Below are 23,303 nucleotides of genomic sequence, written 5' to 3' on the forward strand. Positions count from 1 at the left end.
TCCGACGAAGCCATGCCGCGGGTGTGATGCGGCGGATGTGACGAACCAGTGCGGAACGGCTGGTTCAGCTCTGTGGATCAAAACCGTAGTCTCGGCGTATGACCTGGTCACACGCGCTGAAGGCGACCGCACGCGCCGGGCTTGCGATCGAGCGCACCCGGCTGGAACCGCTCGTCGCACTGCGCGGCGCGTGCGGGGTCGCCCTGGTCATCGGCCTGACCATGTGGCTCGGCTCGCCGACCCTCGCGGTCTCCTCCGCGTTCGGCGCCTTCTCCTCGGGGATCGCGACCTTCCAGCGCAGCTGGCGGCCGCGCCCCGCGCTCGCGCTGGCCGCCGCGGGCGGGCTGGCGGTGTCCACGTTCCTCGGCTATCTGGCCGCCGCCCACACCGTCACCTTCCTGATCATGGTCGCCGTCTGGACGCTGCTGACCGGCATGGCCTGGGCGGTCGGCCCGGTGTCCGGGCTGGTGTCCACCCAGATGGTCGCGGTGATGCTGGTGACCGTCACCCTCCCGACCTCGGTGCTCGGCGCGCTCCAGCACGCCGCCCTGATCGGGTTCGGCGGCGTGGTGCAGGCCGCGCTCATCGTGCTGTTCCCGGTCCGGCCGTGGGGGGTGCAGCGCGACGCCCTCGCGGACGCGCTCGCCGCGGTGGCCGACTACGCGCGCCGGCTGCGCTATGACCCGGTGGCGCCGTTCGACCCGCAGCCGCTGATGGAGGCCCGCAGCGCCGCCGCCCTGACGCCCCGCCAGGCCCGGCGGCGCCCGCGCCAGCTGCGCGGCTACCGGCTGCTCGCCGAGCGGATCCGGCCGGTGCTGGCCTCGCTCGCCGACCCGGTGGTGGGAGCCGCGCCCGAGGGCCCGGAGCGCGACCGGGCGCGCGCCCTGCTCGGCGCGACCGCCACCGTGCTGGACGCGGTGGCGCACGCCATCCGCTGGGGCAAGCCGGTGCGGCTGCCGCCCGACGCCATGGCGGTGCTGGAAGTGCCCCCGACCGGGCCGATGCTCAGCGGCGCAGGCCGCCGCGCCGCGCTCCGGCTGATGGCGCTGGTGGCCGATGTGGTGGAGTCCTCGGACGAGCCGGTCGAGGCGGTGACGGCCGAGGGCGCCAAGGACCGCCGGTATCTGCCCCGGCCCACCGTCCCCGGCATGGTGCCGGTGGCGCTGCGCGCCCTGCGGCGCGAGGCGCGTTGGTCCTCGCCCGTGCTGCGCCACGCGGTGCGGGTGTCCGTGGTCGCCTCCTGCGGCTATCTGCTGGGGGCCGCGCTGCCGTGGGGCCATGGCTACTGGGCGCCGCTCACCTCGGTGATGGTGCTGCGGCCCGACTTCGCCCAGACCTTCTCGCGCGGCGTCGCGCGCTTCACGGGCACCCTGGGGGGTGTGGTGATCGGTGGTGCGGTGATGGCGCTGGCCCACCCCGGTCCGTATGTGAGCGCGGCGCTGGCCGTGGTCTGCGCCGCGCTGCTGTACCTGCTGCTGCGCACGGGCTTCATCGTGGCCTCCGCGTGTGTGACCGCGTATGTCGTCTTCCTGCTGGGCATCGCGGGCGAGGGCTGGTCGCAGACGGTGGCGGCGCGGGTGGCACTGACCCTGCTGGGCGGGCTGCTGGCGATGGCCGCCTATGTGATCTTCCCCGCCTGGGAGACACCGCTGCTGCGGGACCGGCTGGCCGACTGGCTGGAGACGAACGGCCGTTACGCGGTGGCCGTCTTCGACGCCCATGCCCGCCCCGCCGACCGCCGCCCCCGCCAGGTGCGGGAGGCGCTGCTGGACGCCCGGGCGGCGCGGTCGGCCTGGGAGCGCAGCGAGGCGCGGGCGCATCAGGAGCCGGTGCGCCACCGCGGGCTGTCCCGTGGCGCGGCGCGGGCGGCGCAGACGGCGCTGTCCACCATGGGCCGGGTCACGATGCTGCTGGAGGCGCATCTGCCCGCCCGGGACGCGCCCGCGTCGAAGGAGGCCGCGGAGTTCGCGGCGGCGCTGCGGGAGTCGCTGCCGGATGCGGTCTCGGCCGTACGGGAGCGCCGGCCGCCCGAGTGGGGCCCGGTGCACGAGGCCCTGGAGCGGTGGCAGATACGGGAGGGGGAGCGGCAGGGGGTGGCGGTGCGCGGCGCCGAACTGCTGGTCGAGGCGCTGGACGATCTGCCGCAGGCCCTCGCGATCAAGCCCGGCCGGGGCGGGCACAGCCGCTAGTGCCCGGCATCGCGCCGTGACCTCAGGCGGCGCCGCCGGTGTCTTGCGCGGCGCCGCTGAAGAGGCGCGCCAGATGCAGCTCGAGCAGGTCCAGGGCCCCCCGCGGGCTGTCGTACTCCATCAGGGCGGCGGCGGAGAGCCCGTCCGTCAGCGCGATCAGCAGCGCCGCCTCGCGGTCGGGATCGCGGTCCGCGGACACTTCCCCCTGGGCGATGGCCGTCTTCAACTGGTCGGCGAAGAAGGCCCGCAGGGACGCGATGCCCTCCTGGGCGTGGGTGCGCAGCCGCTCGTCGTGGACGGCGCGCACGAAGTAGGAGATCTGCACCAGATAGCCGGTGCGGCTCGCCTCGTCCAGGGGCAGCATCTCCGCAAGCGTCTCGCGGAGGACGACCCGGGGGGTGGGGGCGCCCGGCAGTGCCTCGATGCGGGTGCGGATGCGGTGCTGGGCCAGCCGCTCGATATGGCCGAGCGCGAAGACGATCATGTCGTCCTTGCTGGTGAAGTAGTGCTGGAGCTGTCCGAGCGAGATGCCCGCCTCCGCGGCCACATCGCGCAGGCTCGCGCCGTCGAGGCCGCGCGCGGCGGCGATCCGCCACAGCGCCTCGGCGATCTGTCCGCGCCGTTCCTCATGGTCCACCCGCTTGGGCACCCCGGCCTCCCTTCCCACTTTCGCAAGTCAATCGTATTGCTATACCGTGGCGGGTGCGTGCCAATACAGTTGACTTGAAAAACCTCGGGGGAATCTCCCATGTCCGTCCCGCCCAGGCCCCGGCTCGGGGCGCCCACGCTCAGGGCGCCGCTCCACAGCGTCGACCCGCGCGCCCGCCGCTGGTGGACCACGCAGGCGCTGCTGATGGTGAGCGGGCCGATGCTGCTGACCGCCGCCGCCCTGCTCGTCCTCTCGCTGCTCTTCTTCCCCGGCGCACTGCCCTGGCTCGGCCCGCTGCTGCTGGTCACGCTGGTGCTGCCCGGGCTCGGATACGCATGGGCCATGCCCCGGTGGCGCTACCGCACACACGCCTGGGAGCTGGGGGAGCGCGCGGTCTACGCGGCGAGCGGCTGGCTGTGGCGCAAGCGGCGCATCGCCCCGCTGTCGCGGGTGCAGACCGTCGACACCGTGCGCGGCCCCCTCCAGCAGGCCTTCGGGCTGGCCACCGTCACCGTCACCACCGCCTCCACGGCGGGCGACGTACGCATCGCGGGGCTCTCCGACGCCGATGCGCGGGAGCTGGCGCGGCGCATCGGCGACGCGGCGCAGCTGGTGCCGGGTGATGCCGCGTGACCACCCACCTGACCGGCGCCGACTCGCCGGGCGCCGATCACCCGGGCACCGACTCGCCGAGCGCCGCGTGGCGCGCGCTGGACCCCCGCACCATCGCCGTCCACTGCGCCTGGATGGCGGCCCCGCTCGCCTCGCTCGCGCTCACCGCGCTGGCCACCGGCGGCCGGCTCGGCAGCCGGGCCTGGATCACGCTCGCCGCCATCGCCGTCTCCTTCGCCTGCGTCACCGTCACCGGGCTGATCAGCTGGTCGCGCACCCGCTACCGCGTCACCGCCGACTCCTTCGAGCTGCGCACCGGCCTGTTCACCCGCCGGCTGCGCGCCATACCGCTGCACCGGGTGCGCAACGTCGACCTGACGGCCAACCCCGTACAGCGGCTCTTCGGCCTCGTCGTGCTGCGCGCGGGCACCACGGGCGCGGGCGGCGGCCGTGAGCTCACCCTGGAAGCCCTCACCCGCCCCGCCGCCGAGCGGCTGCGCGCCGAACTGCTGGCCCGCGCGGGCACCGGCGACACCGCCGACGAGCCCGTCCTGTCCACCGGGGACCCGCGCTGGCTGCGCTACGCCCCGCTCACGTTCTGGGTGTTCGGAGGGGTGTTCGCGGCCGTGGGCGCGGTGTGGCGGGTTCTGGACGACCTCGGGGTGCAGCCGTGGCGCATCGGGCCCGTGCGCCGCGCCTTCGAGGACTTCGGCAACAGCGCCCTGTGGCTGACGATCCCGCTCGCGCTGCTGGCCGTGGCCGCCGTGGGCGGCGTCGGAGCGGTCGTGCTGTACGCCGAGAACTGGTGGCGGTACCGCCTGGAGTGGGCGGACGCGGGCACCCTGCGGGTCCGGCGCGGGCTGCTCACCACCCGCTCGGTCTCCATCGAGCGCGCCCGGCTGCGCGGTGCGGTGCTGCGCGAGCCGATGCTGCTGCGCGCGGGCGGCGGCGCGACCGTACGGGCCGTGGCGAGCGGCCTCGGCGACTGCGAGGAGAACCGCACCCGCTCCACGCTGCTGCCGCCCGCCCCGCGCCCCGAGGCCCTGCGGGTGCTGACCGGCGTGCTCGCGCGGCCCGCCGCGCCCGCTGAAACCTCTGTCGGTGAAGCCCTCTTCGACCGGCCCGAGCTGACCCGGCACCCGCGCGTCGCCCTGCGCCGCCGTGTCATGCGCGGCATGGTGTGGGTCGTGGTGCCGGTGACGGCCGCCCTCGCGGTGCTCGGGGCGCTGCTGACGCCCGTACTGCTCTACTGCGCCGGGGGCTTCCTCCTCGTCGCGACCCCCGTCGTGTACGCCCTGGCGCGCGACGCGTACCGCGCGCTCGGCCACGGGCTGGCGGGCGGTCACGACGGCCATCTGCTCATCCGCTCCGGCACCTTCAGCCGTGACACGGTGGCCCTGGACCGCCGGGCCGTGCTGGCCTGGACGTTCACCGACAGCCCGATGTCGCGGCGGGCCGGGGTCACCACGCTGACGGCGGCTGTCGCGGCGGGTGAGGACGGCTACCGCATCCCCGACATGGCGGCCGGGGAGGCGGCGGCGTTCGCGCACGAGGCGGCTCCGGGGATCCTCGACGAGTTCCTCGCGATGTGACACCCGGCAAAGACGCGGCACCCGGTAAATCCGTGGAAGCGGTCCGCCGGGGCTGCTACCGTGCTCGACCATGTCCAGCCCGGAGTCAGACAGACCGTAGCCACCGGCCCCGTCCGGTGGCAGTGACGCCGCCCCGCCGCACACCCCGCCCCTAAGGCCGTGCGGCGCTCCGTGGCGTGCCCCCGGTGGCCGGATCTCCGCATCACGGCAGCGGACGACTCCGACCGGACGTCGATTCCCTTTCTTTCGTCGCGCCTTGGCGCGTCATCGCGCATCGCGCATCGCGCATCGTGGCGAACTCTCCCGTCGGCGAACGCTGCCCGCTCGCAGTCCCATCGGATTCACTCGGGGAGTTCCCGTATGCCCTTTGCCGTCTACATGCTCGGGCTGGCCGTATTCGCCCAGAGCACTTCGGAGTTCATGCTGTCCGGCCTGGTGCCGGACATCGCCGCCGACCTCGGGGTGTCCATCCCGCAGGCCGGCTTTCTGACCTCGGCGTTCGCCATCGGCATGGTCGTCGGCGGGCCGCTGCTGGCGATGCTCACGCTGCGCTGGCCGCGGCGGACCGCGCTGGTGGCGTTCCTCGTGGTGTTCGCCGCCGTCCATGTCGTCGGGGCGCTCACCTCCGACTACGGCGTGCTGCTCGCGACGCGGATCGTCGGCGCGCTCGCCAACGCCGGTTTCTGGGCGGTGGCCGCCGGGGCCGCGGTCGGGATGGTCGAGCCCGGCGCCAAGGCCCGCGCGATGTCCGTGGTGATGGGCGGGGTCACGCTGGCCTGTGTGGCGGGTGTGCCCGGCGGTGCGGTGCTGGGGCAGCTGTGGGGCTGGCGGGCGGCGTTCTGGGCGGTGGCCGTGCTGTCCGCCGCGGGCGTGGCCGCCGTCCTGGCCTCGATCCCGGGCGGGCGCCCCGAGGCGCCCGCGGCCGGGCTGCGCGCCGAGCTGCGGTCGCTGATCGGCGGGCAGCTGCTGATCGCGTACGCCATGAACGCCCTGGTCCAGGGCGCGACCTTCTGCACCTTCACCTATCTCGCGCCGCTGCTGACCGACGTCAGCGGCTACGGCGCCGGGTGGGTGCCCGCGATGCTGGTGCTGTTCGGTGTGGGCGCGTTCATCGGCATCTCCGTCGGCGGCCGGATCGCCGACGCCCGGCCTCATCTGACGCTGCTGACCGGCATGGCCGCGCTCACCGTGGGCTGGGCCGTGCTGGCCCTGTCGGCGGGGGCCGCGGTGGCCGTGTTCGTGCTGGTCTTCGTGCAGGGCCTGCTCGCGTTCGGCATCGCGCCGGCGCTGACCTCGCGCACGTTCTACCTGGCCGACGGCGCCCCCACCCTCGCGGGCGGGTTCACCACGGCGGCGTTCAACGTCGGTAACACGGCGGGCCCGTGGTTCGGCGGGCTCGCCATCGACGCCGGTCTCGGGTTCCGTGCGCCGGTGTGGACCAGCGCGCTGATGATGGTCGTCGCGCTGGCCACGTTCGGCCTGGCCGCCGCCCTGCGCCGGCGCGAGGCGCGACGCGAGACCCCGGTGGTGGCGGCGGCCTGAGCCCGGCCGCCACCTCGCCCTGCTGACGGTACGAGGGCTCTCGTACCGTCAGCTCCGGCCGCCCCCGCCCTTGACGCTCGCCCGCAGGAACTCCCGGTTCATCATGGAGATGCTCTGGAGCGGGATCCCCTTGGGGCAGGCCACCGCGCACTCACCGGTGTTGGTGCAGCCGCCGAAGCCCTCCTCGTCCATCGCGCCGACCATGTCCAGCACCCGCGACTCGCGCTCCGGCTGCCCCTGCGGCAGCACGTTCAGGTGGACGACCTTGGCGGAGGTGAAGAGCATCGCCGAGCCGTTGGGGCAGGCCGCCACGCAGGCCCCGCAGCCGATGCACTCGGCGTGCTCGAAGGCCGTGTCGGCGACCGGCTTGGGCACCGGCGTGGCGTGGGCGTCCGGGGCGCTGCCGGTCGGGGCGGAGATGAACCCCCCGGAGCCGATGATCCGGTCGAAGGCCGAGCGGTCCACGACCAGGTCCTTGACCACGGGGAAGGCGGCGGCGCGCCACGGCTCGACGTCGATCGTGTCACCGTCGGAGAAGTGCCGCATGTGCAGCTGGCAGGTGGTGGTGCGCTCGGGGCCGTGCGCCTGGCCGTTGATGACCATGCCGCACGCGCCGCAGATGCCCTCGCGGCAGTCGTGGTCGAAGGCCACGGGCTCCTCGCCGCGCAGGATCAGCTCCTCGTTGAGCGTGTCCAGCATCTCCAGGAAAGACATCTCGGGCGATATGCCGTCGACTTCGTACGCGGTCATGGCGCCCGGCTCGTTCGGGCCGTGCTGGCGCCAGATCCGCAGGGTGAGCCTCATGCGTAACTCCGCTGCGTGGGGTGGACGTACTCGAAGACCAGGTCTTCGCGGTGCAGGACGGGGGCGCTGCCGGTGCCGGAGAACTCCCAGGCCGCGGCGTACGAGAAGGACTCGTCGTCACGGGCCGCCTCGCCGTCGGGCGTCTGGCTCTCCTCGCGGAAGTGGCCGCCGCACGACTCGGCGCGGTGCAGCGCGTCCAGGCACATCAGCTCGGCGAGCTCCAGGTAGTCGACGATGCGGTTGGCCTTCTCCAGCGACTGGTTGAGCTCCTCTCCGGTGCCCGGGACCTTGATCCGCCGCCAGAACTCCTCGCGGAGCGCCGGGATGCGGTCGAGCGCCTTGCGCAGCCCGGTCTCGGTGCGGGCCATGCCGCACTCGTCCCACAGCAGTTCGCCGAGCTCGCGGTGGAAGGAGTCGGGGGTGCGGTCCCCGTCGTTCTCCAGGAGGCGCCGCAGGCGGTCCGTCACCTCGGAGACCGCCTCGGTGACCGCCGGGTGGCCGGGGTCGACCTCGCCGTGCGGGTGCCGGGCCAGGTAGTCGTTGATGGTGGAGGGGAGGACGAAGTAGCCGTCGGCCAGCCCCTGCATCAGCGCGGAGGCGCCGAGCCGGTTGGCGCCGTGGTCGGAGAAGTTGGCCTCGCCGATCGCGAACAGGCCGGGCACGCTGGTCTGGAGGTCGTAGTCGACCCACAGGCCGCCCATCGTGTAGTGGATGGCGGGGTAGATGCGCATCGGCACCCGGTACGGGTCCTCGGCGGTGATCCGCTCGTACATCTCGAAGAGGTTGCCGTACTTCTCGGACACCGCCTTGCGGCCCATCCGGGCGATCGCGTCGGCGAAGTCCAGATAGACGCCCTGCCCGCCCGGGCCCACCCCGCGCCCCTCGTCGCACACGTTCTTCGCGGCGCGCGAGGCGATGTCGCGGGGCACCAGGTTGCCGAACGACGGGTAGATCCGCTCCAGGTAGTAGTCGCGCTCGTCCTCGGGGATCTCGGCGGGCGGGCGGGTGTCGCCCTTCGCCTTGGGCACCCAGATGCGGCCGTCGTTGCGCAGCGACTCGCTCATCAGGGTCAGCTTGGACTGGTGGTCGCCCGAGCGCGGGATGCAGGTGGGGTGGATCTGGGTGAAGCAGGGGTTGGCGAAGTACGCGCCGCGCCGGTGCGCCCGCCAGACGGCCGTGGCGTTGCTGTTCTTGGCGTTCGTGGACAGGTAGAAGACGTTGCCGTAGCCGCCGGAGGCCAGGACGACGGCGTCCGCGAAGTAGGTGGAGATCTCGCCGCTGATCAGGTCGCGGGCCACGATGCCGCGGGCCCGGCCGTCGATGACGATCAGGTCGAGCATCTCGGTGCGGGGGTGCATATCAATGTTATCGGCGGCGATCTGCCGGGTCAGCGCCTGGTACGCGCCGAGCAGCAGCTGCTGGCCGGTCTGGCCGCGGGCGTAGAAGGTGCGGGAGACCTGGACGCCGCCGAAGGAGCGGGTGTCCAGCAGACCGCCGTACTCGCGGGCGAAGGGCACGCCCTGGGCCACGCACTGGTCGATGATCTCCACCGAGACCTGGGCGAGGCGGTGCACATTGGACTCGCGGGCGCGGAAGTCGCCGCCCTTGACGGTGTCGTAGAACAGCCGGCGGATGGAGTCGCCGTCGTTGCGGTAGTTCTTGGCCGCGTTGATGCCGCCCTGGGCCGCGATCGAGTGGGCGCGCCTGGGCGAGTCCTGGTAGCAGAACTGCACCACGTGGTAGCCCTGTTCGGCGAGGGTCGCCCCGGCCGCGCCGCCCGCCAGGCCCGTGCCGACCACGATGACGGTGTACTTGCGGCGGTTGGCGGGGTTGACCAGCTTCGCCTCGAAGCGGCGGCGGTCCCAGCGCTCCTCGATGGGGCCGTCCGGGGCCTTGGTGTCGTTGATCGGCTCGCCGGTCGTGTACTCCGCATAGGTGCTCATGTCAGCTCACTACTCCGGTCATGACCCCGATGGGCGCGGCGACGAACCCGCCGGCCAGGACGACCGCCACGGCCGTCGAGGCGATCTTGAGCGCGCGGTCCCGGCCCGGGCGGCCCGCGCCGAGGGTCTGGACGGCGCTCCACAGGCCGTGCCGGATGTGCGCGCCGAGGGCCAGCATCGCCACGATGTAGATGGTGTTGCCGTACCAGGTGGAGAAGGTCGCCACCACGTTCTGGTACGGATGGCCGGGCTCGGCGCGCTCGTTCACCGTGAGCGTGGTCAGGTCCAGGATGTGCCACACGATGAACAGGCCGAGGATCACCCCGCCCCAGCGCATGGTGCGCGTGGCATAGCTGGCCTTCTGCCTGCGGCGCGCGTACTTCTGCGGCCGCGCGGCCAGGTCGCGGCGGCTGAGCTGGTACGCGGCCACGCCGTGCAGCACGACCGAGGCCACCAGCGCCACCCGGACCACCCACAGGAACCACTCGTAGTGCAGCGCGGGCTCGCCGATGGTGCGCAGCCAGTGCGCGTAGTGGTTGAACTCGCCGGGGCCGAAGAAGATCTTCAGATTGCCGAACATGTGGGCCGCCAGATAGGCGAGCATGATCAGCCCGGTGACGGCCATCACCGCTTTCTTGCCGACGGTCGAGCGCCACACGGAGCCGATGAGTGACGGGCTCCGCGCAGGCCTCCGCGGCGGTTCCGGCCGCTGTCGCGGCCCCTTCTGGGCGGGCCGCTCAGGGTCCGTCCGCGTCGCCAGTGCCATGTGACAAGACGCTAAGCAGGCTTTTGTGATTCGTCCAAGACATGGAATGGCTCGATTCCATAGACGGTAGCTATCATGGCTGGGTGAGACTCCAGCAGCTGCGCTATTTCGCCACCGTGGCCGATACCCGCCACTTCACGCGCGCGGCGGAGATCCTGCATGTCGCCCAGCCCTCGCTGTCCCAGCAGATCCGCACCCTGGAGCGGGAGCTGGGTGCCGAGCTGTTCCACCGCGCCCGCGGCAACATCGCCCTCACGGACGCGGGCGAGGCCCTGCTCCCGCTGGCCCGGCAGATCCTCGCCGACACCGAGACCGCGCGCCGCGAGGTGCAGGAGGTCGCCCAACTGCGGCGCGGCCGGGTGCGGCTCGGCGCCCCGCCGAGCCTGTGCGCCAGCCTCGTCCCGGATGTGCTGCGCCGCTTCCACGACGAGTTCCCGGGCATCGAGCTGATCGTGGACGAGGGCGGCTCGCAGGACCTGGTGCGCACCCTGGCCGCGGGCGAGCTGGACCTGGCGCTGATCATCACCCCGCTGGCCGGGCAGGCCCCGGCGCTGGCCACCACCGAGTTGCTGCGCGAGGAGCTGGTCGTGGCCTCCTCGCCCGCGTCCCCGCCGCCCGTGCGGCGCCGCCACATTCGCGTCGAGGATCTGCGGGACCAGCCGCTTGTGATGTTCCGGCGCGGCTATGACCTGCGGGAGTTCACCACCTCGGCCTGCCGGGCGGCCGGCTTCGAGCCCTCGTTCTCGGTCGAGGGCGGGGAGATGGACGCGGTGCTCGGCTTCGTACGGGCCGGGCTGGGGATCGCCGTGATCCCGGGGATGGTGGCCGCCAGATCCGGGCTGCGGGCCACGCCCTTCGCGGACCACGGCATGCAGCGCACCATCTCGGTCGCGCACCGCAAGGACGTCGCGCCGCCGCGCGCGGCGCGGGAGCTGCGCCGGGTGCTGCTGGAGCATCTGCGCTCGGCGAGGGCGGGGGAGGAGCTGACCCCGGGCACCAGGCTGCTGCCGCCTGTGCCCGACTCCGCTTCCGGCTGAGCTGCTTCCGGCTGGGCTGCTTTCGCCTGGGCCGCTTCTAGTCGGGCTGCTTCCGGCTGGGCTGGTTCCGGCTGGGCTCCTTCCGGTTGGGCGGCGCTCAGCCCCAGATGGCTCGGGCCAGCGCCACACCGCCGAAGGCGGCGCCGAGCCCGGCCGCCACACTTGCCGCGACATTCGCGACCGCAAAGAGCCGGGCGCCGTCCTCGGCCAGCCGCAGCGTCTCGTACGAGAACGTGGAGTACGTCGTCAGCGCCCCGCACAGCCCGGTGCCCAGCAGCAGCTGGAGGTGCGAGGAGGCGGCCCCGGCAGCGGCGGCGCCGGTCAGCAGGCCCAGCACCAGACAGCCCGAGACATTGACCACGAAGGTGCCCCAGGGGAACACCGAATCGTGCCTGGCCTGCACCGCCCGGTCGGTCAGATAGCGCAGCGGCGCCCCCACCATGGCGCCGGCCACCACCAGCAGCCAGTTCACCGGGCCTCCTCCTCGTGGCCGCTTCCGCCCTCGTCGTCTCCGTCGCGGCCCGGGAAGCGAAGCACCTCGACCGGGTCGAGGGCGACGAGCCCCTCGCCGACGATCTCCTCCAACTCGGGCAGAAAGGCCCGCACCCGCTCCTCCGTATCCACGATCACAATCGCGACGGGCAAATCCTCGCTCAGCGACAGCAGCCGCGAGGTGTGGACGACCGACGTCCCGCCGAACCCCTCGACCCCGCGGAAGACGCTCGCGCCCGCGAGCCCCGCGCGGTGGGCGCGGTGCACGATCTCCGCGAACAGGGGCCTGTGGTGCCAGGTGTCGCACTCGCCGACGAAGGCGGTCAGCCGCAGGCCGTTCATCACGTCCCCCCGCCGCTCTCGCCGCGCGCCGCGAACGCCCCGACGGTGCGCCGCGTCGCCGCCACCGCCGCCCACACCGCCGCCAGCGCCGCCAGCGGGGTGGCCGCCAGATAGGCCAGCCCGGTGGCCGGATGGCCCCCGTCGATCAGGCGCTCGAAGTCGACGGTGTAGGTCGAGAAGGTGGTGAACCCGCCCAGCACCCCGGTGCCGAAGAACGGCCGCACCAGCCGGTGGGCGGCCCACACCTCGGTGATCAGCGCCAGGAACACGCCGATGAGCGCACAGCCGACGGCGTTGATCGCGAACGTCGTCCAGGGGAACCCGCCCGTCTTGGTCGGCCACAGCAGCGACGCCCCGTACCGCGCGACCGCCCCGGCGGCGCCGCCCACCGCCACCACGCAGACCACCGGGCCCTGCCCGCGCCAGGTGCCGCGGCGGGCGTGCGGGGCGGAGCCGGCACCGGGGTTGGTGACGCCCTCGACCAGTGGAGACCGTGAGCTGCCCATGACCTCAGACTACGGGGCGCCCACCCGGTGCCCCACGGCGCTCCCGGCCACGCCCCAGGCCCGCTCCGGCCCACGGGCGTGCCTGCGGGCGTGCCTGCGGACGTACCCGCTGACGCGCCCGGAACGCGCGCCTCCGCGCCCCCGTACCGCCACGGCGTTACGTTGCCCCGGTGGCGCAGGCGAATGCGGGTTTCTCGGGTATTCCAGGGAAAATGCGGGCATGGGTGGTGCGGACCCCGGGTCGGCTCGACCGGGTGGAGCTGCCGGTTCCGCAACCCGCCGAGGACGAGCTGCTGGTGCGGGTCCGGGCCTGCGGGGTGTGCCGCACCGATCTGCATGTCCGCGACGGCGATCTGCCGCCGCACAAGACCCCGGTCGTCCCCGGCCATGAGGTGGTCGGGGAGGTGGTCGCGGCGGGCCCGGCGGCGGAGGGGCCCCCGCTCGGGGCGCGGGTCGGGATCCCCTGGCTGCGCCGGACCTGCGGCCGGTGCCGCTACTGCCTGCGGGGCCGGGAGAACCTGTGCCCGTCCTCCGAGTACACCGGCTGGGACGCGGACGGCGGCTACGCCGAGTACGCCACGGTCCCCGCCTCGTACGCGTACGAGCTGCCCGGCGGCTACGCGGACCAGGAGCTCTCCCCGCTGCTGTGCGCCGGGATCATCGGCTATCGCGCGCTGCGCCGCGCCGAGCTGCCGCCGGGCGGCCGGCTCGGGATCTACGGCTTCGGCGGGTCCGCGCATCTCACCGCCCAGGTCGCGATCGGCCGCGGCGCCGTGGTCCATGTGCTGACCCGGTCGGCGGCGGCGCGCGCGCTCGCGCTGGAGCTCGGCGCGGCATCGGCGGGCGACGCGTACGGGCGGCCGCCGGAGCCGCTGGACGCGGCGATCCTCTTCGCCCCGGTGGGGGATCTGGTGCCGGTGGCCCTGGAGGCGCTGGACGGCGGCGGCACCCTGAGCGTCGCCGGGATCTACCTCTCCGACATCCCGCCCCTGGAGTACGAGCGCCATCTCTTCCACGAGCGCACCCTGCGCAGCGTCACGGCGAACACCCGGGAGGACGGGCGGGAGTTTCTGAACGCGGCGGCCGCCCATCGGCTCCGGGTCACCGTGACGCCGTATCCGTTCGAGCGGGCGGACGCCGCGCTGGACGACCTGGCGGCCGACCGGGTGCACGGGGTCGCGGTGCTGACGATGGATCGGGAGGCACCGTCCTGATCCCTTTGCTTTCAAAGTAAAGCCTTTTGTTCGAGTCGATAGGGCTCAAGGACTCCCATGTACCTGAATAAGCACGTCATCGAAGAATTCCGGGCGAACAACGGAAAAGTGGGCGGCATGTTCGAAGGCGCCTCCCTGATCCTGCTGAACACGACCGGCGCCAGGACCGGCAGGCCGCATACGACCCCCACCGTGTATCTGCGCGACGGGAACCGCTATCTGGTCTTCGGCTCCAACGCCGGCGGCCCCCGGCACCCGCACTGGTACCACAACCTGCTGGCCAATCCGCATCTCACCGTCGAACTCGGCACCGAGGACGGGGCCGTCAAGCCGTTCGCGGCGCGGGCGGTGCCGCTGGAGGGCGAGGAGCGCGACCGCTACTGGGAGCTCCAGTGCTCGCGCGACCCGGGCTTCCGCGCCTACGCGGAGCAGACCGAGCGGACGGTACCGGTCGTCGCCCTCCACTTCCTGGACCTCGGCGCGAACAACCCGGAGCGCAACCGGATGATCGGCCGGCAGCTGGTCCAGCACCACAGCGAGCTGCGCGCCGAGCTGCGCCGCGTCCGTGCCGAGATCGACCGGGTGCTCGCCAGGAAGCACCCGGCGGATCTCCCGGAGCCGGAGGACCGGCCCGGGGCCGACCTCGCGAGCCAACTGCGGCGGCACTGCCTGACCTTCTGCTACGCGCTCCAGACACACCACACCCGGGAGGACGGCTCGTTCACCGCCTTCGAGAAGCAGTTCCCGCACCTCGCCCCGGCCATCGCCCGGCTGCGGCGCGAACACGAGGCGGTGGAGCGCGGCCTGGCGGAATTCGAGGCGCTGGTGAACGGGGACGGCGGGGAACTGCCCGCCGATCCCGCCGACGCGGAGAAGCTCCGCGCCGAGCTGGACCGGGTGGTCGCGGGCCTGGAGGAGCACTTCGCCTACGAGGAGCAGCACCTGCTGCCCGCTCTGGAGGCGCCCCTTCGGTAAACGCCCCTGTCGCCCGGCGGCGGCGCGCCCCGGGATAGCTTTGCCGTGAAGGTGACGGCACGAAGCCAGCTGCGAGGGGGCCGGGAGGCATGTCGAAGGAGCACGAGCCGGGGTCCGGCCCGGAGGCCGCCCTGAGTACGGATCAGGCGATCCGGGCCATGCTGCTGGTGATGCCGCGCGTCGCCGCCCGGCTCAAGCGCACCAGGATCCCCGAGCGGCTGCGCTCCTTCAACCTGGCCCCCCGGCATCTGTCGCTGCTCTCCTACCTGCTGTTCGACGGCCCGATGCCGGTCAACGAGCTGGCCGCCCGGCTCGAGGTCGCCCCCACCACGGTCAGCCTGATGGTCGGCGACCTCAGCCGGCAGGGGGTCCTGGAGCGCCGCACCGACCCCGCCGACCGCAGGCGCACCATCGTCACCATCACGGAGGACGCGGAGACCCGCTCGGCCATCGAGGCCTGGCTCGCCCACGGCGCGAACGCCTGGCGCCGGGCCTTCGAACAGCTCACCCCCGACCAGCGCGCCATGTTCGTCCGGACCATCGAGACGTACGAGCGCGAGGTCTCCGGCTCCGCGGACTGAGCGCGCCCGCACCGCTTCCCCGGCCTGGCGCCGTACAGGGCCTACGGCGCGTGCGCGTCGGCGAAGACCAGATAGGCGCCGTACAGCGCGGACAGGACGGCGGCTGTGCTGAGCAGCGCGACGCGGACGCCGCCGGAGCGCACCCGGGCCAGGCATGCCGCCACCGGCAGCAGCAGGGGAAAAGCGGGCAGCAGGAACCGGGCCCGGACGCCGAAGAACGACGAGTCCCCTACGGCGATGGCCAGCAGCACCACGCTGTACACCAGCAGCGGCAGGGGCTGCCGCCGGGCCACCACCACGGCGCCGAGGAACACGGCAGCACACAGGACCAACGTCACGACCACCCAGGTGAGCGGCACCGAGGTGGGATGGAGGCAGGCCCGCCACACCTGACGGACCGTGCTGACGCCCCAGTCGAACCGGGAGTGCCACAGCATCTGGACGGCGAAGTAGCCGTCCCAGCGGCCGAGCCGGTCGCCCACCCACGCGATGAAGCCCAGCCAGCCGAGCGGGGCGATCGCCGCCCCCAGACACGGCCGCCACCGGGCCTCCTCCGGCGCCCGGGCCTCTTCCGCCCACCGGACCTCCTCCGCCCACCGGGCCCCCTCCGCCCACCCGCCCGGCTGCCCGCGCGGCCGTACCACCGTGGCGACCGCGGCCGCGACGATCGCCGCCACCAGGGCCACGGCGGTGGGCCGGGTCAGCCCGGCCAGCGCGCACAGCACACCGGCCCAGATCCAGCGCCGGGTCAGCACCGCGTACAGCGACCAGGAGGCCAGCGCGGTGAACAGCGCCTCCGTGTACGCCATGCTCTCCACCACGGCGTGCGGCAGCACCCCCCAGAGCACCACGGCCAGCACCCCGACGCGCCGGCCGTGGCACCAGGCGGCGACGGCGAAGATCCCCCACGCGGCGGCCAGGGACGCGACCCAGGTGATCAGCAGGGCGGCATGCGTGACGGGCAGCGGCGTCATGGTGTGGACGAGCCGGATCAGCGCCGGGTAGAGCGGGAAGAACGCCAGATTCGAGTAGTCGTTGTCCGTCGGCGCGCCGGTCAGGCCCCCCGCGGCCGGCAGCCCGTGGTCGTACCCGGCCACCGCGATATCGATGTATCGCTGGGCGTCCCACAGCGTCGCCATTCGCTGCGCCGCCGGATGCCCGAGCCGATGCCCCCAGTAGGCGAGTATCGCCACCCCCAGGGTCCGCACCGCGGCGAAGCCCAGCAACGCGGGCGCCGCCTCTCGGGCGGCCGCACGCAATCGGCGAAGTCGGATGGGCACGGTTGCCCCCTCAGGTCATGCCGTCACCGTAGGCATGACCTGGCCGCCGCACGCGCGGGAGTCGGCCATCCGGCTCTACACGCCGCGCCCGGGCTTTTTCGCTGACACACTTCCTCTACGGGCGTAGAGGAGGGAGTGAAGGGCGCCCCCGGCAGGACTCGAACCTGCGGCCAAGTGCTTAGAAGGCACCTGCTCTATCCACTGAGCTACGGGGGCCGGACGCTTGTCACGCAACTGCTGAGCCCCCGGGTGCCTGCGGTTCCGACGGTGCGGGGCCGTGGTGCCGGTGGCCGGGCTCGACGGATCCGTGACCTTGCCGGGGACAAGGATAGGGCTCCCTGCGCCTCGCCCCGGTTGCTTCACCTCCGTGGCACGTTGTGGAGGTTCGGTGAAGCGGTTTGATAATCGCAGGCAGGTGCGAATCCCGCATCGTTTTTCACGCCTCAGAGGGCGGGTGTTGTCTACTCGTTATGCCCGAGCCCCAGTCGCCACGCCCGCCCCTTGCCCAATCTGAGGTAATCCGGGTGGGTCTGTTTGACGCGCACGAATGGGCATACGCTTCAAAAAGAGATCAAAAGCGGGCATTCTTCACCCGTGGCGATCTTGGACGTACGGCCCCGACTGCTCGACGCACTGACCGCACTGCGCGATCGCGTCGATGCCGCACGGTTTCCGCTCCCCCTCCCCGGCGCCGACCGCGCTCGCCGCGGCCGAGCCGAATTGCTCGCCCAACTGGATGACTACCTGGTGCCCCGGCTGCGTGCCCCCCAAGCGCCCTTGCTGGCGGTCATCGGCGGATCCACCGGCGCCGGGAAGTCCACGCTCGTCAACTCGCTGGTCGGCCGCCGCGTCACCGAGGCCGGAGTGCTGCGCCCGACCACGCGCACGCCGGTGCTCGTCTGTCATCCGGAGGACCGCCAGTGGTTCGACGGGCAGCGGGTGCTGCCGCAGCTGACCCGGGTGTGGGTGCCGGCGCAGGGCGAGCGGGCCGACGGCGGGTACGAGGAGGAGGCGTACGAGGGGGCGTACGAAGGCGCGGCATATGAAGCGGCGTCGTGTGAGGGAGCGTTGCGCGAAGGGGCGCCGTACGAGGGGGCCGACAGGGCGGCGTGGACCGCGGGGGCGCTGCGGGTCGAGACCGACCCCGGGCTCGCGCGCGGGCTCGCGCTGCTGGACGCGCCGGACATCGACTCCCTCGTCGCCCGCAACCGCGACCTTGCCGCCGAGCTGATCTGTGCCGCCGACATCTGGGTGCTGGTGACCACCGCCACCCGCTACGCCGACGCGGTGCCCTGGCATCTGCTGCGCACCGCCAAGGAGTACGACGTCACCCTCGTCACCGTGCTGGACCGGGTGCCCCACCAGGTCGCCGCGGAGGTCTCCCACCAGTACGCGGCGCTGCTCGCGGCGGCCGGGCTGGGGGACGTGCCCCGCTTCACCATCCCCGAGCTCCCCGAGTCCGCGGGCGGCGGCAGCGGGCTGCTGCCCGGCACGGCCGTCGCGGCGCTGCGCGACTGGCTCACCCGGCACGCCCAGGACCCCGGCGCCCGCCAGGCCGCGGCCGAGCGGACCGCCGTCGGGGTGATCGCCTCGCTCCGCGCCCGGATGCCCGCGCTGGCCGGGGCGGCGGCCGCCCAGCACGCGGCGGCGGTGCGGCTGGTGCAGCACGTCGGGGGCGCGTACGGGGAGGCGGCCGAGCGGGTGCGGCGCGAGCTGGCCGGCGGGACGGCGCTCGCGGGGGGCGCGCTCACCCACTGGCACGGCCGCCCGTACGACAGCACGCCCGAAGAACTCCTCACCGCCCTCGCCGACTCCCTCGCCACCCTGTTGCGCAGCGCCACGGCCGCCGCCGACGAGCGGGTCGGGGACGTCGGGCGGCGCGAACCCGCCGCGCGCGCCGGGCTCGCGCCGTGCGACGCGCGCGGTGCCGGGGAGCGGATCGGCGTGGCCGTACGGCACTGGCGGCGCTGCATCGAGGAGCTCGCCGAGGAGGAGGTGGCCGCACGGGCCGCCGAGGGCGGCGCCGGCTGCGCCCCGGACGAGGCGGCCGCGCTGCTCGTGGCGTCCCTGATCGGCGGGCGCCGCACCCGTACGGCGGGCGAGCGGCTGGCCGAGACGCTGGGCGCGCACGGGGCGCTGCGCCTGCGCGACCGGGGCCGCCGGCTGCTCGACGAGTGCGTCGGCCGGGTGCTGGCGGCGGAGCGGGACCGGCGGCTTGCCCCGCTCGACGCCCTCGACGTGACCCCGGACCACCAGGTCCGGCTGATCGCCGCGCTGTCCGTACTACAGAAGGAGAGGTGACGGTGGTGACGGCCACTGCGACGTCCGGGCCGGAAGGCGCGCCCTCCCAGGAGAGCGCCGCCAGGCAGACGTGGGACGACGGCCTGATCGCCCGGCGGACGCGGGGCCGGCGGCCCGGAACGCCGGCCGCGGCGGAGCCTGAAGCGGAGGCGGTCGCGCCGGGGCGGGAGGCGGCGTACGGCGGTGGCGGCGCGGCGTACGGCGGGCCTCATGGGCACGGGCCTCATGGCCAAGGGCATGGGCCAGGACACGGCGAGGGGCGGCAGGGCGGGGGATACGGCCAGGGCGGGGCAGGCGGCCTCGGTGGTGGTGGCGGCGCGCGCGAGCCATACGCGCCGGCGTACGAGCCCGGCGGCCGCGGCTTCGTCACCGGCGCTCTGCGGCCGCGCCTGGACGCGCTGCGCGAGCTGGTCGGGCTGTCCCGCACCCGGCTGGACGGGCGCACGCTCGGCGAGGCGGGGCGGGTGCTCGACGAGGCCGTCGCGCGCGGGCGGCATCCGCTCGGACACACCGTCGTGGCCCTCGCCGGGGCCACCGGAAGCGGCAAGTCCACTCTCTTCAACGCCCTGGCCGGGGCGTATGTGTCCGAGGCGGGGATCCGCCGCCCCACGACGGCCGCGCCCCTCGCGTGCGCCTGGACCGACCACGCCGACGGCCTGCTCGACCGGCTGGACATCCCGCACCGGGACCGCCGCCGCCCCGCCTATCCGTACGACCCCACGCTGCGCGGGCTGGTGCTGCTCGATCTGCCCGACCACGACTCGGCGGCGGCGGGACACCGCGAGCGGGTGGACCGGCTGCTCGGGCTGGTCGACGCGGTGGTGTGGGTGGTGGATCCGGAGAAGTACGCGGACGCGGTGCTGCACGAGCGCTATCTGCGGCCGCTGGCCGGATACGCCGAGGTGACCTTTGTGGTGCTCAACCAGGTGGACCGGCTGCCGGGCGACGCCGCCGACCAGGTGCTGGACGATCTGCGGCGGCTGCTGGACGAGGACGGGCTCGCGCTCGGCGAGCACGGGGAGCCGGGGGCGACCGTGCTCGCGCTGTCCGCGCTGACCGGCTCGGGCGTCGGGGAGCTGAGGGAGGCGCTGGGCCGGCTCGCCGCCGACTGCGGGGCGGCGGAGCGGCGGCTGGCGGCGGACGTGGACGGCGCGATGGAGCGGCTGCGTCCGCAGTATGTGGCGGACGGGGCGCCGGTCGGCTTCTCGGCGCGGGCCCGGACGGAGTTCGAGGAGCGGCTGGCGGACGCGGCGGGCGCGGTGGCGGCCGGGCAGGCGGCGGAGCGCGCCTGGCTGCGGGACGCGCGGTGGGCGTGCGGGACACCCTGGGGGCGGCTGAGGCAGCTGAGGCGGGCGGGGGCGATGTGGTCGTGGGAGCGGGACGCGGAGGGGGAGGAGAGCCAGGGCGCGGCCGGAGGACGGTCCGGGGGACGGGCCGGGACCGCGCTGGACATCCCGGGCGCGCGGGCGAAGGCGGCGGCGGTGGCCGCGGTCACCGCCCGGCCCGCGGTGGAGGAGGCGGTACGGAACCTGGCGGACGAGGCGACCGCGGGGCTGCCCGCGCCCTGGGCGCAGGCCGTACGGGAGGCGGCGGCCTGGGGCGGCAAGGGGCTGCCGGACGCGGTGGACGGGGCGGTGGCCGCGACGGCGGAGCGGCGGCTGTCCCGGCCTGTGTGGTGGTCGGTGGCGGCGACGGCGCAGCTCGCGCTGGCGGGGGTGCAACTGCTGGGGTTGGTGGGCCTGGTGGCGGTGGCCGCGGGGGCGCTCGGCGCTCCGGCGTGGTGGGTGGCAGCGCTGCCGGCCGTGGTGGTTGTGGCGGCCGTGGCGTGCGGGCAGGCGCTGGCCTGGGCGTGCGGTCTCGCGGCTCGGGGGCCCGCGCGGCGGTACGGGCTGGCGGCGGAGCGGCGGCTTCGGGAGGCGGCCGCGGAGTGCGGGCGGGCGCGGGTGCTGGAGCCGGTGGCGGCGGAGCTGTCGCGCTACCGGGAGGTGCGCAAGCAGTACGTGATCGCGGCGGGTGGCGTCGCCGCGGGCGGGATCGGTTCAGCCGGCCGGGGGGCCGAGTTGTCCACAACCGGGGAGTAGCCCACAGGCCCCGGCGGACTTCGGCGATCGCGTGCAGCATGAACTCGGAAGGGGACGGACGCGGTGAAGTGAACGGGGAGGCGGCGCGGTTGAACGAGACCTGGCTGACGGTGGTGGGCAATGCCGCGACGCGGCCGGACTATTGGGAGACGGCGGCCGGTGTCGCGGTGGCCCGGTTCCGGCTGGCGGTGACGGCGCGGCGCTGGGAGCGGGCGCGGGAAGCGTGGACGGACGCGTACACGAGCTTCTACACGGTCTGGGCCTGGCGGGGGCTCGCGGCCAATGTGGCGGCGTCGGTCTCGCTCGGCGAACCGCTGGTCGTGCACGGCACGTTGCGGGTGCGGGAGCGGACGGGAGAGCGGCCTCCGGACCAGCGGTCGGACCGGCCGTCGGATCGACTGTCGGATCGACTGTCGGATCGACCGGGGGACGACGGCGGCGGCGGGTCCAGGCGGTGGATCACCGCGGATGTCGACGCGGTGGCGGTCGGACACGACCTGGCGCGGGGCACATCCGCGTTTCGCAGAATCTCGCGGGCTAAACCTCTTTTAAACGCACCGACTGGGGCAACACCCCCGTGATTCCCGGTGATTTGTCGATAAAGCCAGGTCAGGTGGGGTGGTGTGATGAGATAACGATTTCGATTCGGATTGGTTGGCCCTTGGTATTCCTGGGGAACAGGGCGAGGGTTCTCCCTAGGATCCCTGATGCCAACGGGGGCTCCTGAGTTTTGAGTTCGCTGGCGAGGCGCACCCACAGATTGGCGCTCGCCCGGAGGGGAAACCATGATTTCTGTAAAGGGGCGGGGCTCTGCCCGCCTTGCCGCCGCGCTCCTGGCCTCCGGCCTGGTCGCGGCGGGTGCGATAGTCACGGCCGGTACCGCAGTCGCGGACGACGCGCCCCCGAGCCAGGGCGGTGCCACCGCCACGCTGAGCGGTCTCAAGACCTTCGACAAGGCGGTCATCCACGAGGACGGCAAGGACCAGCGGGTCGGCGCCGGTCTGTTCGAGATGGCGGTCGACAACGGCGGCACCATCCAGACGTACTGCATCGACCTCCACAACCCGACGCAGAGCAAGGCGAAGTACGAGGAGAAGCCCTGGAGCGCCACGTCGCTGGCGCACAACACTGAAGCGGGCAAGATCAACTGGGTTCTCCAGAACTCCTACCCGCAGGTCAACGACCTCTCCGCGCTTGCCGCCAAGGCGGGCTCCGGCCCCCTGACGGAGAAGACCGCGGCCGCCGGCACCCAGGTCGCCATCTGGCGCTTCTCGGACGGCGCCGACGTCGACGCGGTCGACCCCGCGGCCCAGAAGCTGGCCGACTACCTCGAGAAGAACGCGCAGAGCCTCGAGGAGCCCAAGGCCTCGCTGACCCTGGACCCGCCCGCGGTCTCCGGCAAGTCCGGTGAGCGCCTGGGCCCGATCAAGGTCCACACCAATGCGGACAGTGTCACGGTCACCCCGGGTGACACCGCCGCCTCCGGCGTCAAGGTCGTCGACAAGGACGGCAAGACGGTCACCAGCGCCGCCGACGGCAGCGAGCTGTACTTCGACGTGCCGGCCGGTGCCGCCGACGGCAGCGCCTCGCTGACCGCCCAGGCCGCCACCAAGGTCCCGGTCGGCCGCGCGTTCGCCAGCGCCACCAAGAGCCAGACCCAGATCCTGGCCGGCTCCAGCGAGTCCACCGTCTCCGCCACCGCCACCGCGGACTGGGCGAAGAAGGGCCCGATCCCGGCGCTGTCCGCCGAGAAGAACTGCGCCAAGGGCGGCGTGGACATCACCGCGACGAACAAGGGCGACGAGGCGTTCACCTTCGAGCTCCTCGGCGAGAAGCACACCATCGAGGCCGGCAAGTCCCAGACCATCACCGCCCCGGTGAAGGAGGACCAGGCCTACAAGTTCACGATCACTGGTCCGAACGGCTTCGAGAAGACCTTCTCCGGCGTGCTGGACTGCAAGACCGCGAGCACCGGCGGCGGCAGCGGTGACAAGACCCCGTCCTCCCAGCCGAGCCCGGCCTCGGCCGGCGGCGGCAGCGCCGACAGCAGCGGCGGCGACCTCGCCGAGACCGGCTCCAGCAGCAACACCCCGATCATCGCCGGCGTCGCCGTGGCGCTCGTCGTGATCGGTGGCGGCGCGGTCTTCTTCGTCCGCAAGAAGAAGGCGGCTCCCGCGGGTGAGTGATCGCTGACCCGAAGTAATCGCTGAAAGGGCCGGGGCCTCGAAAGAGGCTCCGGCCCTTTCGCGTGCGCGGCCGACGAGAGGACGGCATGCGGTTGATATGTGGCCGTTATGTGACCGCCATGCGGCAGGAACGAGGCCGGACCCGGGCAGAGGGGGTAACGGGTTTCCGTCGCACGCTTGGCGTACGGCAAGATGGGGTGTATCTGACGAC

Annotated in this window: 20 protein-coding genes and 1 tRNA gene; 12 read left to right on the top strand and 9 right to left on the bottom strand. The window is 73.5% G+C overall.

Features of this window, described 5'->3' with window-relative positions:
* Positions 1–98 precede the first annotated feature (98 nt).
* Positions 99–2,189, top strand: coding sequence for an FUSC family protein (locus ACH4S9_RS02390; protein WP_311729612.1), 2,091 nt, complete (start codon positions 99–101; stop codon positions 2,187–2,189).
* A gap of 22 nt (positions 2,190–2,211) precedes the next feature.
* On the opposite strand, the gene ACH4S9_RS02395 is transcribed toward ACH4S9_RS02390, so the two are convergent.
* Positions 2,212–2,838 carry a TetR/AcrR family transcriptional regulator gene (locus tag ACH4S9_RS02395; RefSeq protein WP_398369289.1) on the bottom strand — a complete coding sequence of 209 codons (627 nt, stop codon included), beginning with the start codon at positions 2,836–2,838 and terminating at the stop codon, positions 2,212–2,214.
* Between the two features lie 99 nt (positions 2,839–2,937).
* Between ACH4S9_RS02395 and ACH4S9_RS02400 the strand changes: the two genes are divergently transcribed.
* From ACH4S9_RS02400 to ACH4S9_RS02410, 3 genes are all read left to right on the top strand, one after another.
* A complete protein-coding gene (locus ACH4S9_RS02400; RefSeq protein ID WP_358845456.1) occupies positions 2,938–3,471 on the top strand; it encodes a PH domain-containing protein in 534 nt (177 codons plus the stop codon).
* Positions 3,468–5,042 carry a PH domain-containing protein gene (locus tag ACH4S9_RS02405; protein ID WP_398369291.1) on the top strand — a complete coding sequence of 525 codons (1,575 nt, stop codon included), beginning with the start codon at positions 3,468–3,470 and terminating at the stop codon, positions 5,040–5,042. The genes ACH4S9_RS02400 and ACH4S9_RS02405 overlap by 4 nt, the downstream gene beginning before the upstream one ends.
* Positions 5,043–5,402: 360 nt before the next feature.
* Complete coding sequence (locus ACH4S9_RS02410) at positions 5,403–6,584, top strand: Cmx/CmrA family chloramphenicol efflux MFS transporter (protein WP_358845454.1); 1,182 nt, start codon at positions 5,403–5,405, stop codon at positions 6,582–6,584.
* Between the two features lie 48 nt (positions 6,585–6,632).
* On the opposite strand, the gene ACH4S9_RS02415 is transcribed toward ACH4S9_RS02410, so the two are convergent.
* From ACH4S9_RS02415 to ACH4S9_RS02425, 3 genes are read right to left on the bottom strand one after another with little or no spacing between them, the layout of a single operon-like run.
* Positions 6,633–7,388, bottom strand: coding sequence for a succinate dehydrogenase/fumarate reductase iron-sulfur subunit (locus ACH4S9_RS02415; RefSeq protein ID WP_311722370.1), 756 nt, complete (start codon positions 7,386–7,388; stop codon positions 6,633–6,635).
* Positions 7,385–9,331, bottom strand: coding sequence for a fumarate reductase/succinate dehydrogenase flavoprotein subunit (locus tag ACH4S9_RS02420; protein WP_385340799.1), 1,947 nt, complete (start codon positions 9,329–9,331; stop codon positions 7,385–7,387). The genes ACH4S9_RS02415 and ACH4S9_RS02420 overlap by 4 nt, the downstream gene beginning before the upstream one ends.
* A 1-nt stretch (position 9,332) precedes the next feature.
* Complete coding sequence (locus ACH4S9_RS02425) at positions 9,333–10,097, bottom strand: succinate dehydrogenase cytochrome b subunit (RefSeq protein ID WP_311722372.1); 765 nt, start codon at positions 10,095–10,097, stop codon at positions 9,333–9,335.
* An 83-nt stretch (positions 10,098–10,180) separates the two neighbouring features.
* Here ACH4S9_RS02425 and ACH4S9_RS02430 point away from each other — a divergent pair, with 83 nt between their 5' ends.
* Entirely contained in the window at positions 10,181–11,134 is a 954-nt protein-coding gene (locus ACH4S9_RS02430) for a LysR substrate-binding domain-containing protein (protein ID WP_311722373.1), read from the top strand.
* 97 nt (positions 11,135–11,231) lie between these two features.
* On the opposite strand, the gene crcB is transcribed toward ACH4S9_RS02430, so the two are convergent.
* Genes crcB through ACH4S9_RS02445 form a run of 3 tightly spaced genes read right to left on the bottom strand, consistent with a single transcriptional unit; the run spans position 11,232 to position 12,474 of the window.
* Complete coding sequence (gene crcB, locus ACH4S9_RS02435; protein WP_311722374.1) at positions 11,232–11,606, bottom strand: fluoride efflux transporter CrcB; 375 nt, start codon at positions 11,604–11,606, stop codon at positions 11,232–11,234.
* On the bottom strand, positions 11,603–11,968 hold the full coding sequence (locus ACH4S9_RS02440; protein ID WP_311722375.1) for a DUF190 domain-containing protein: 366 nt from the start codon (positions 11,966–11,968) through the stop codon (positions 11,603–11,605). Before ACH4S9_RS02440 ends, crcB begins: the two co-directional genes overlap by 4 nt.
* The gene (locus ACH4S9_RS02445) at positions 11,968–12,474 is read right to left on the bottom strand and encodes a CrcB family protein (RefSeq protein WP_311722376.1); all 507 of its coding nucleotides are present in this window, start codon (positions 12,472–12,474) and stop codon (positions 11,968–11,970) included. The genes ACH4S9_RS02440 and ACH4S9_RS02445 overlap by 1 nt, the downstream gene beginning before the upstream one ends.
* Before the next feature lie 212 nt (positions 12,475–12,686).
* On the opposite strand from ACH4S9_RS02445, the gene ACH4S9_RS02450 reads away from it, so the two are divergent.
* The 3 genes from ACH4S9_RS02450 to ACH4S9_RS02460 all read left to right on the top strand — a co-directional run bounded on the left by ACH4S9_RS02450 (position 12,687) and on the right by ACH4S9_RS02460 (position 15,244).
* Positions 12,687–13,688, top strand: coding sequence for a zinc-binding alcohol dehydrogenase family protein (locus tag ACH4S9_RS02450; protein WP_398369296.1), 1,002 nt, complete (start codon positions 12,687–12,689; stop codon positions 13,686–13,688).
* 57 nt (positions 13,689–13,745) lie between these two features.
* Entirely contained in the window at positions 13,746–14,663 is a 918-nt protein-coding gene (locus tag ACH4S9_RS02455) for a nitroreductase/quinone reductase family protein (protein WP_398369298.1), read from the top strand.
* Between the two features lie 89 nt (positions 14,664–14,752).
* The gene (locus ACH4S9_RS02460) at positions 14,753–15,244 is read left to right on the top strand and encodes a MarR family winged helix-turn-helix transcriptional regulator (protein WP_398369300.1); all 492 of its coding nucleotides are present in this window, start codon (positions 14,753–14,755) and stop codon (positions 15,242–15,244) included.
* Positions 15,245–15,285: 41 nt separating this feature from the next.
* Here the strand turns inward: ACH4S9_RS02460 and ACH4S9_RS02465 are convergent, their stop codons facing one another.
* Entirely contained in the window at positions 15,286–16,524 is a 1,239-nt protein-coding gene (locus ACH4S9_RS02465) for a glycosyltransferase family 39 protein (RefSeq protein ID WP_398369302.1), read from the bottom strand.
* Positions 16,525–16,667: 143 nt separating this feature from the next.
* Positions 16,668–16,740 (bottom strand) — tRNA-Arg (locus tag ACH4S9_RS02470).
* A gap of 387 nt (positions 16,741–17,127) precedes the next feature.
* Between ACH4S9_RS02470 and ACH4S9_RS02475 the strand changes: the two genes are divergently transcribed.
* From ACH4S9_RS02475 to ACH4S9_RS02490, 4 genes are all read left to right on the top strand, one after another.
* On the top strand, positions 17,128–18,825 hold the full coding sequence (locus tag ACH4S9_RS02475; protein ID WP_385340849.1) for a dynamin family protein: 1,698 nt from the start codon (positions 17,128–17,130) through the stop codon (positions 18,823–18,825).
* Positions 18,822–20,906, top strand: coding sequence for a GTPase (locus ACH4S9_RS02480; protein ID WP_398369304.1), 2,085 nt, complete (start codon positions 18,822–18,824; stop codon positions 20,904–20,906). Before ACH4S9_RS02475 ends, ACH4S9_RS02480 begins: the two co-directional genes overlap by 4 nt.
* Positions 20,907–20,995: 89 nt before the next feature.
* The gene (locus tag ACH4S9_RS02485; protein ID WP_398370493.1) at positions 20,996–21,487 is read left to right on the top strand and encodes a single-stranded DNA-binding protein; all 492 of its coding nucleotides are present in this window, start codon (positions 20,996–20,998) and stop codon (positions 21,485–21,487) included.
* A gap of 204 nt (positions 21,488–21,691) precedes the next feature.
* Positions 21,692–23,092: a Cys-Gln thioester bond-forming surface protein gene (locus ACH4S9_RS02490; protein ID WP_311722386.1), complete on the top strand. Its 1,401-nt coding sequence runs from the start codon at positions 21,692–21,694 to the stop codon at positions 23,090–23,092.
* Positions 23,093–23,303: the final 211 nt, after the last annotated feature.

Origin of the sequence: Streptomyces sp. NPDC021225 (assembly GCF_044332865.1) — a bacterium.
Classification (GTDB): domain Bacteria; phylum Actinomycetota; class Actinomycetes; order Streptomycetales; family Streptomycetaceae; genus Streptomyces.

Bases quoted from the DNA above. Each gene is read 5' to 3' on its own strand.
- ACH4S9_RS02410 (WP_358845454.1), top strand. From the start codon at position 5,403: ATGCCCTTTGCCGTCTACATGCTCGGGCTGGCCGTATTCGCCCAGAGC.
- ACH4S9_RS02460 (WP_398369300.1), top strand. From the start codon at position 14,753: ATGTCGAAGGAGCACGAGCCGGGGTCCGGCCCGGAGGCCGCCCTGAGT.
- ACH4S9_RS02445 (WP_311722376.1), bottom strand. From the start codon at position 12,474: ATGGGCAGCTCACGGTCTCCACTGGTCGAGGGCGTCACCAACCCCGGT.
- ACH4S9_RS02455 (WP_398369298.1), top strand. From the start codon at position 13,746: ATGTACCTGAATAAGCACGTCATCGAAGAATTCCGGGCGAACAACGGA.
- ACH4S9_RS02390 (WP_311729612.1), top strand. From the start codon at position 99: ATGACCTGGTCACACGCGCTGAAGGCGACCGCACGCGCCGGGCTTGCG.
- ACH4S9_RS02440 (WP_311722375.1), bottom strand. From the start codon at position 11,968: ATGAACGGCCTGCGGCTGACCGCCTTCGTCGGCGAGTGCGACACCTGG.
- ACH4S9_RS02415 (WP_311722370.1), bottom strand. From the start codon at position 7,388: ATGAGGCTCACCCTGCGGATCTGGCGCCAGCACGGCCCGAACGAGCCG.
- ACH4S9_RS02490 (WP_311722386.1), top strand. From the start codon at position 21,692: ATGATTTCTGTAAAGGGGCGGGGCTCTGCCCGCCTTGCCGCCGCGCTC.
- ACH4S9_RS02450 (WP_398369296.1), top strand. From the start codon at position 12,687: ATGCGGGCATGGGTGGTGCGGACCCCGGGTCGGCTCGACCGGGTGGAG.
- ACH4S9_RS02400 (WP_358845456.1), top strand. From the start codon at position 2,938: ATGTCCGTCCCGCCCAGGCCCCGGCTCGGGGCGCCCACGCTCAGGGCG.
- ACH4S9_RS02420 (WP_385340799.1), bottom strand. From the start codon at position 9,331: ATGAGCACCTATGCGGAGTACACGACCGGCGAGCCGATCAACGACACC.
- ACH4S9_RS02425 (WP_311722372.1), bottom strand. From the start codon at position 10,097: ATGGCACTGGCGACGCGGACGGACCCTGAGCGGCCCGCCCAGAAGGGG.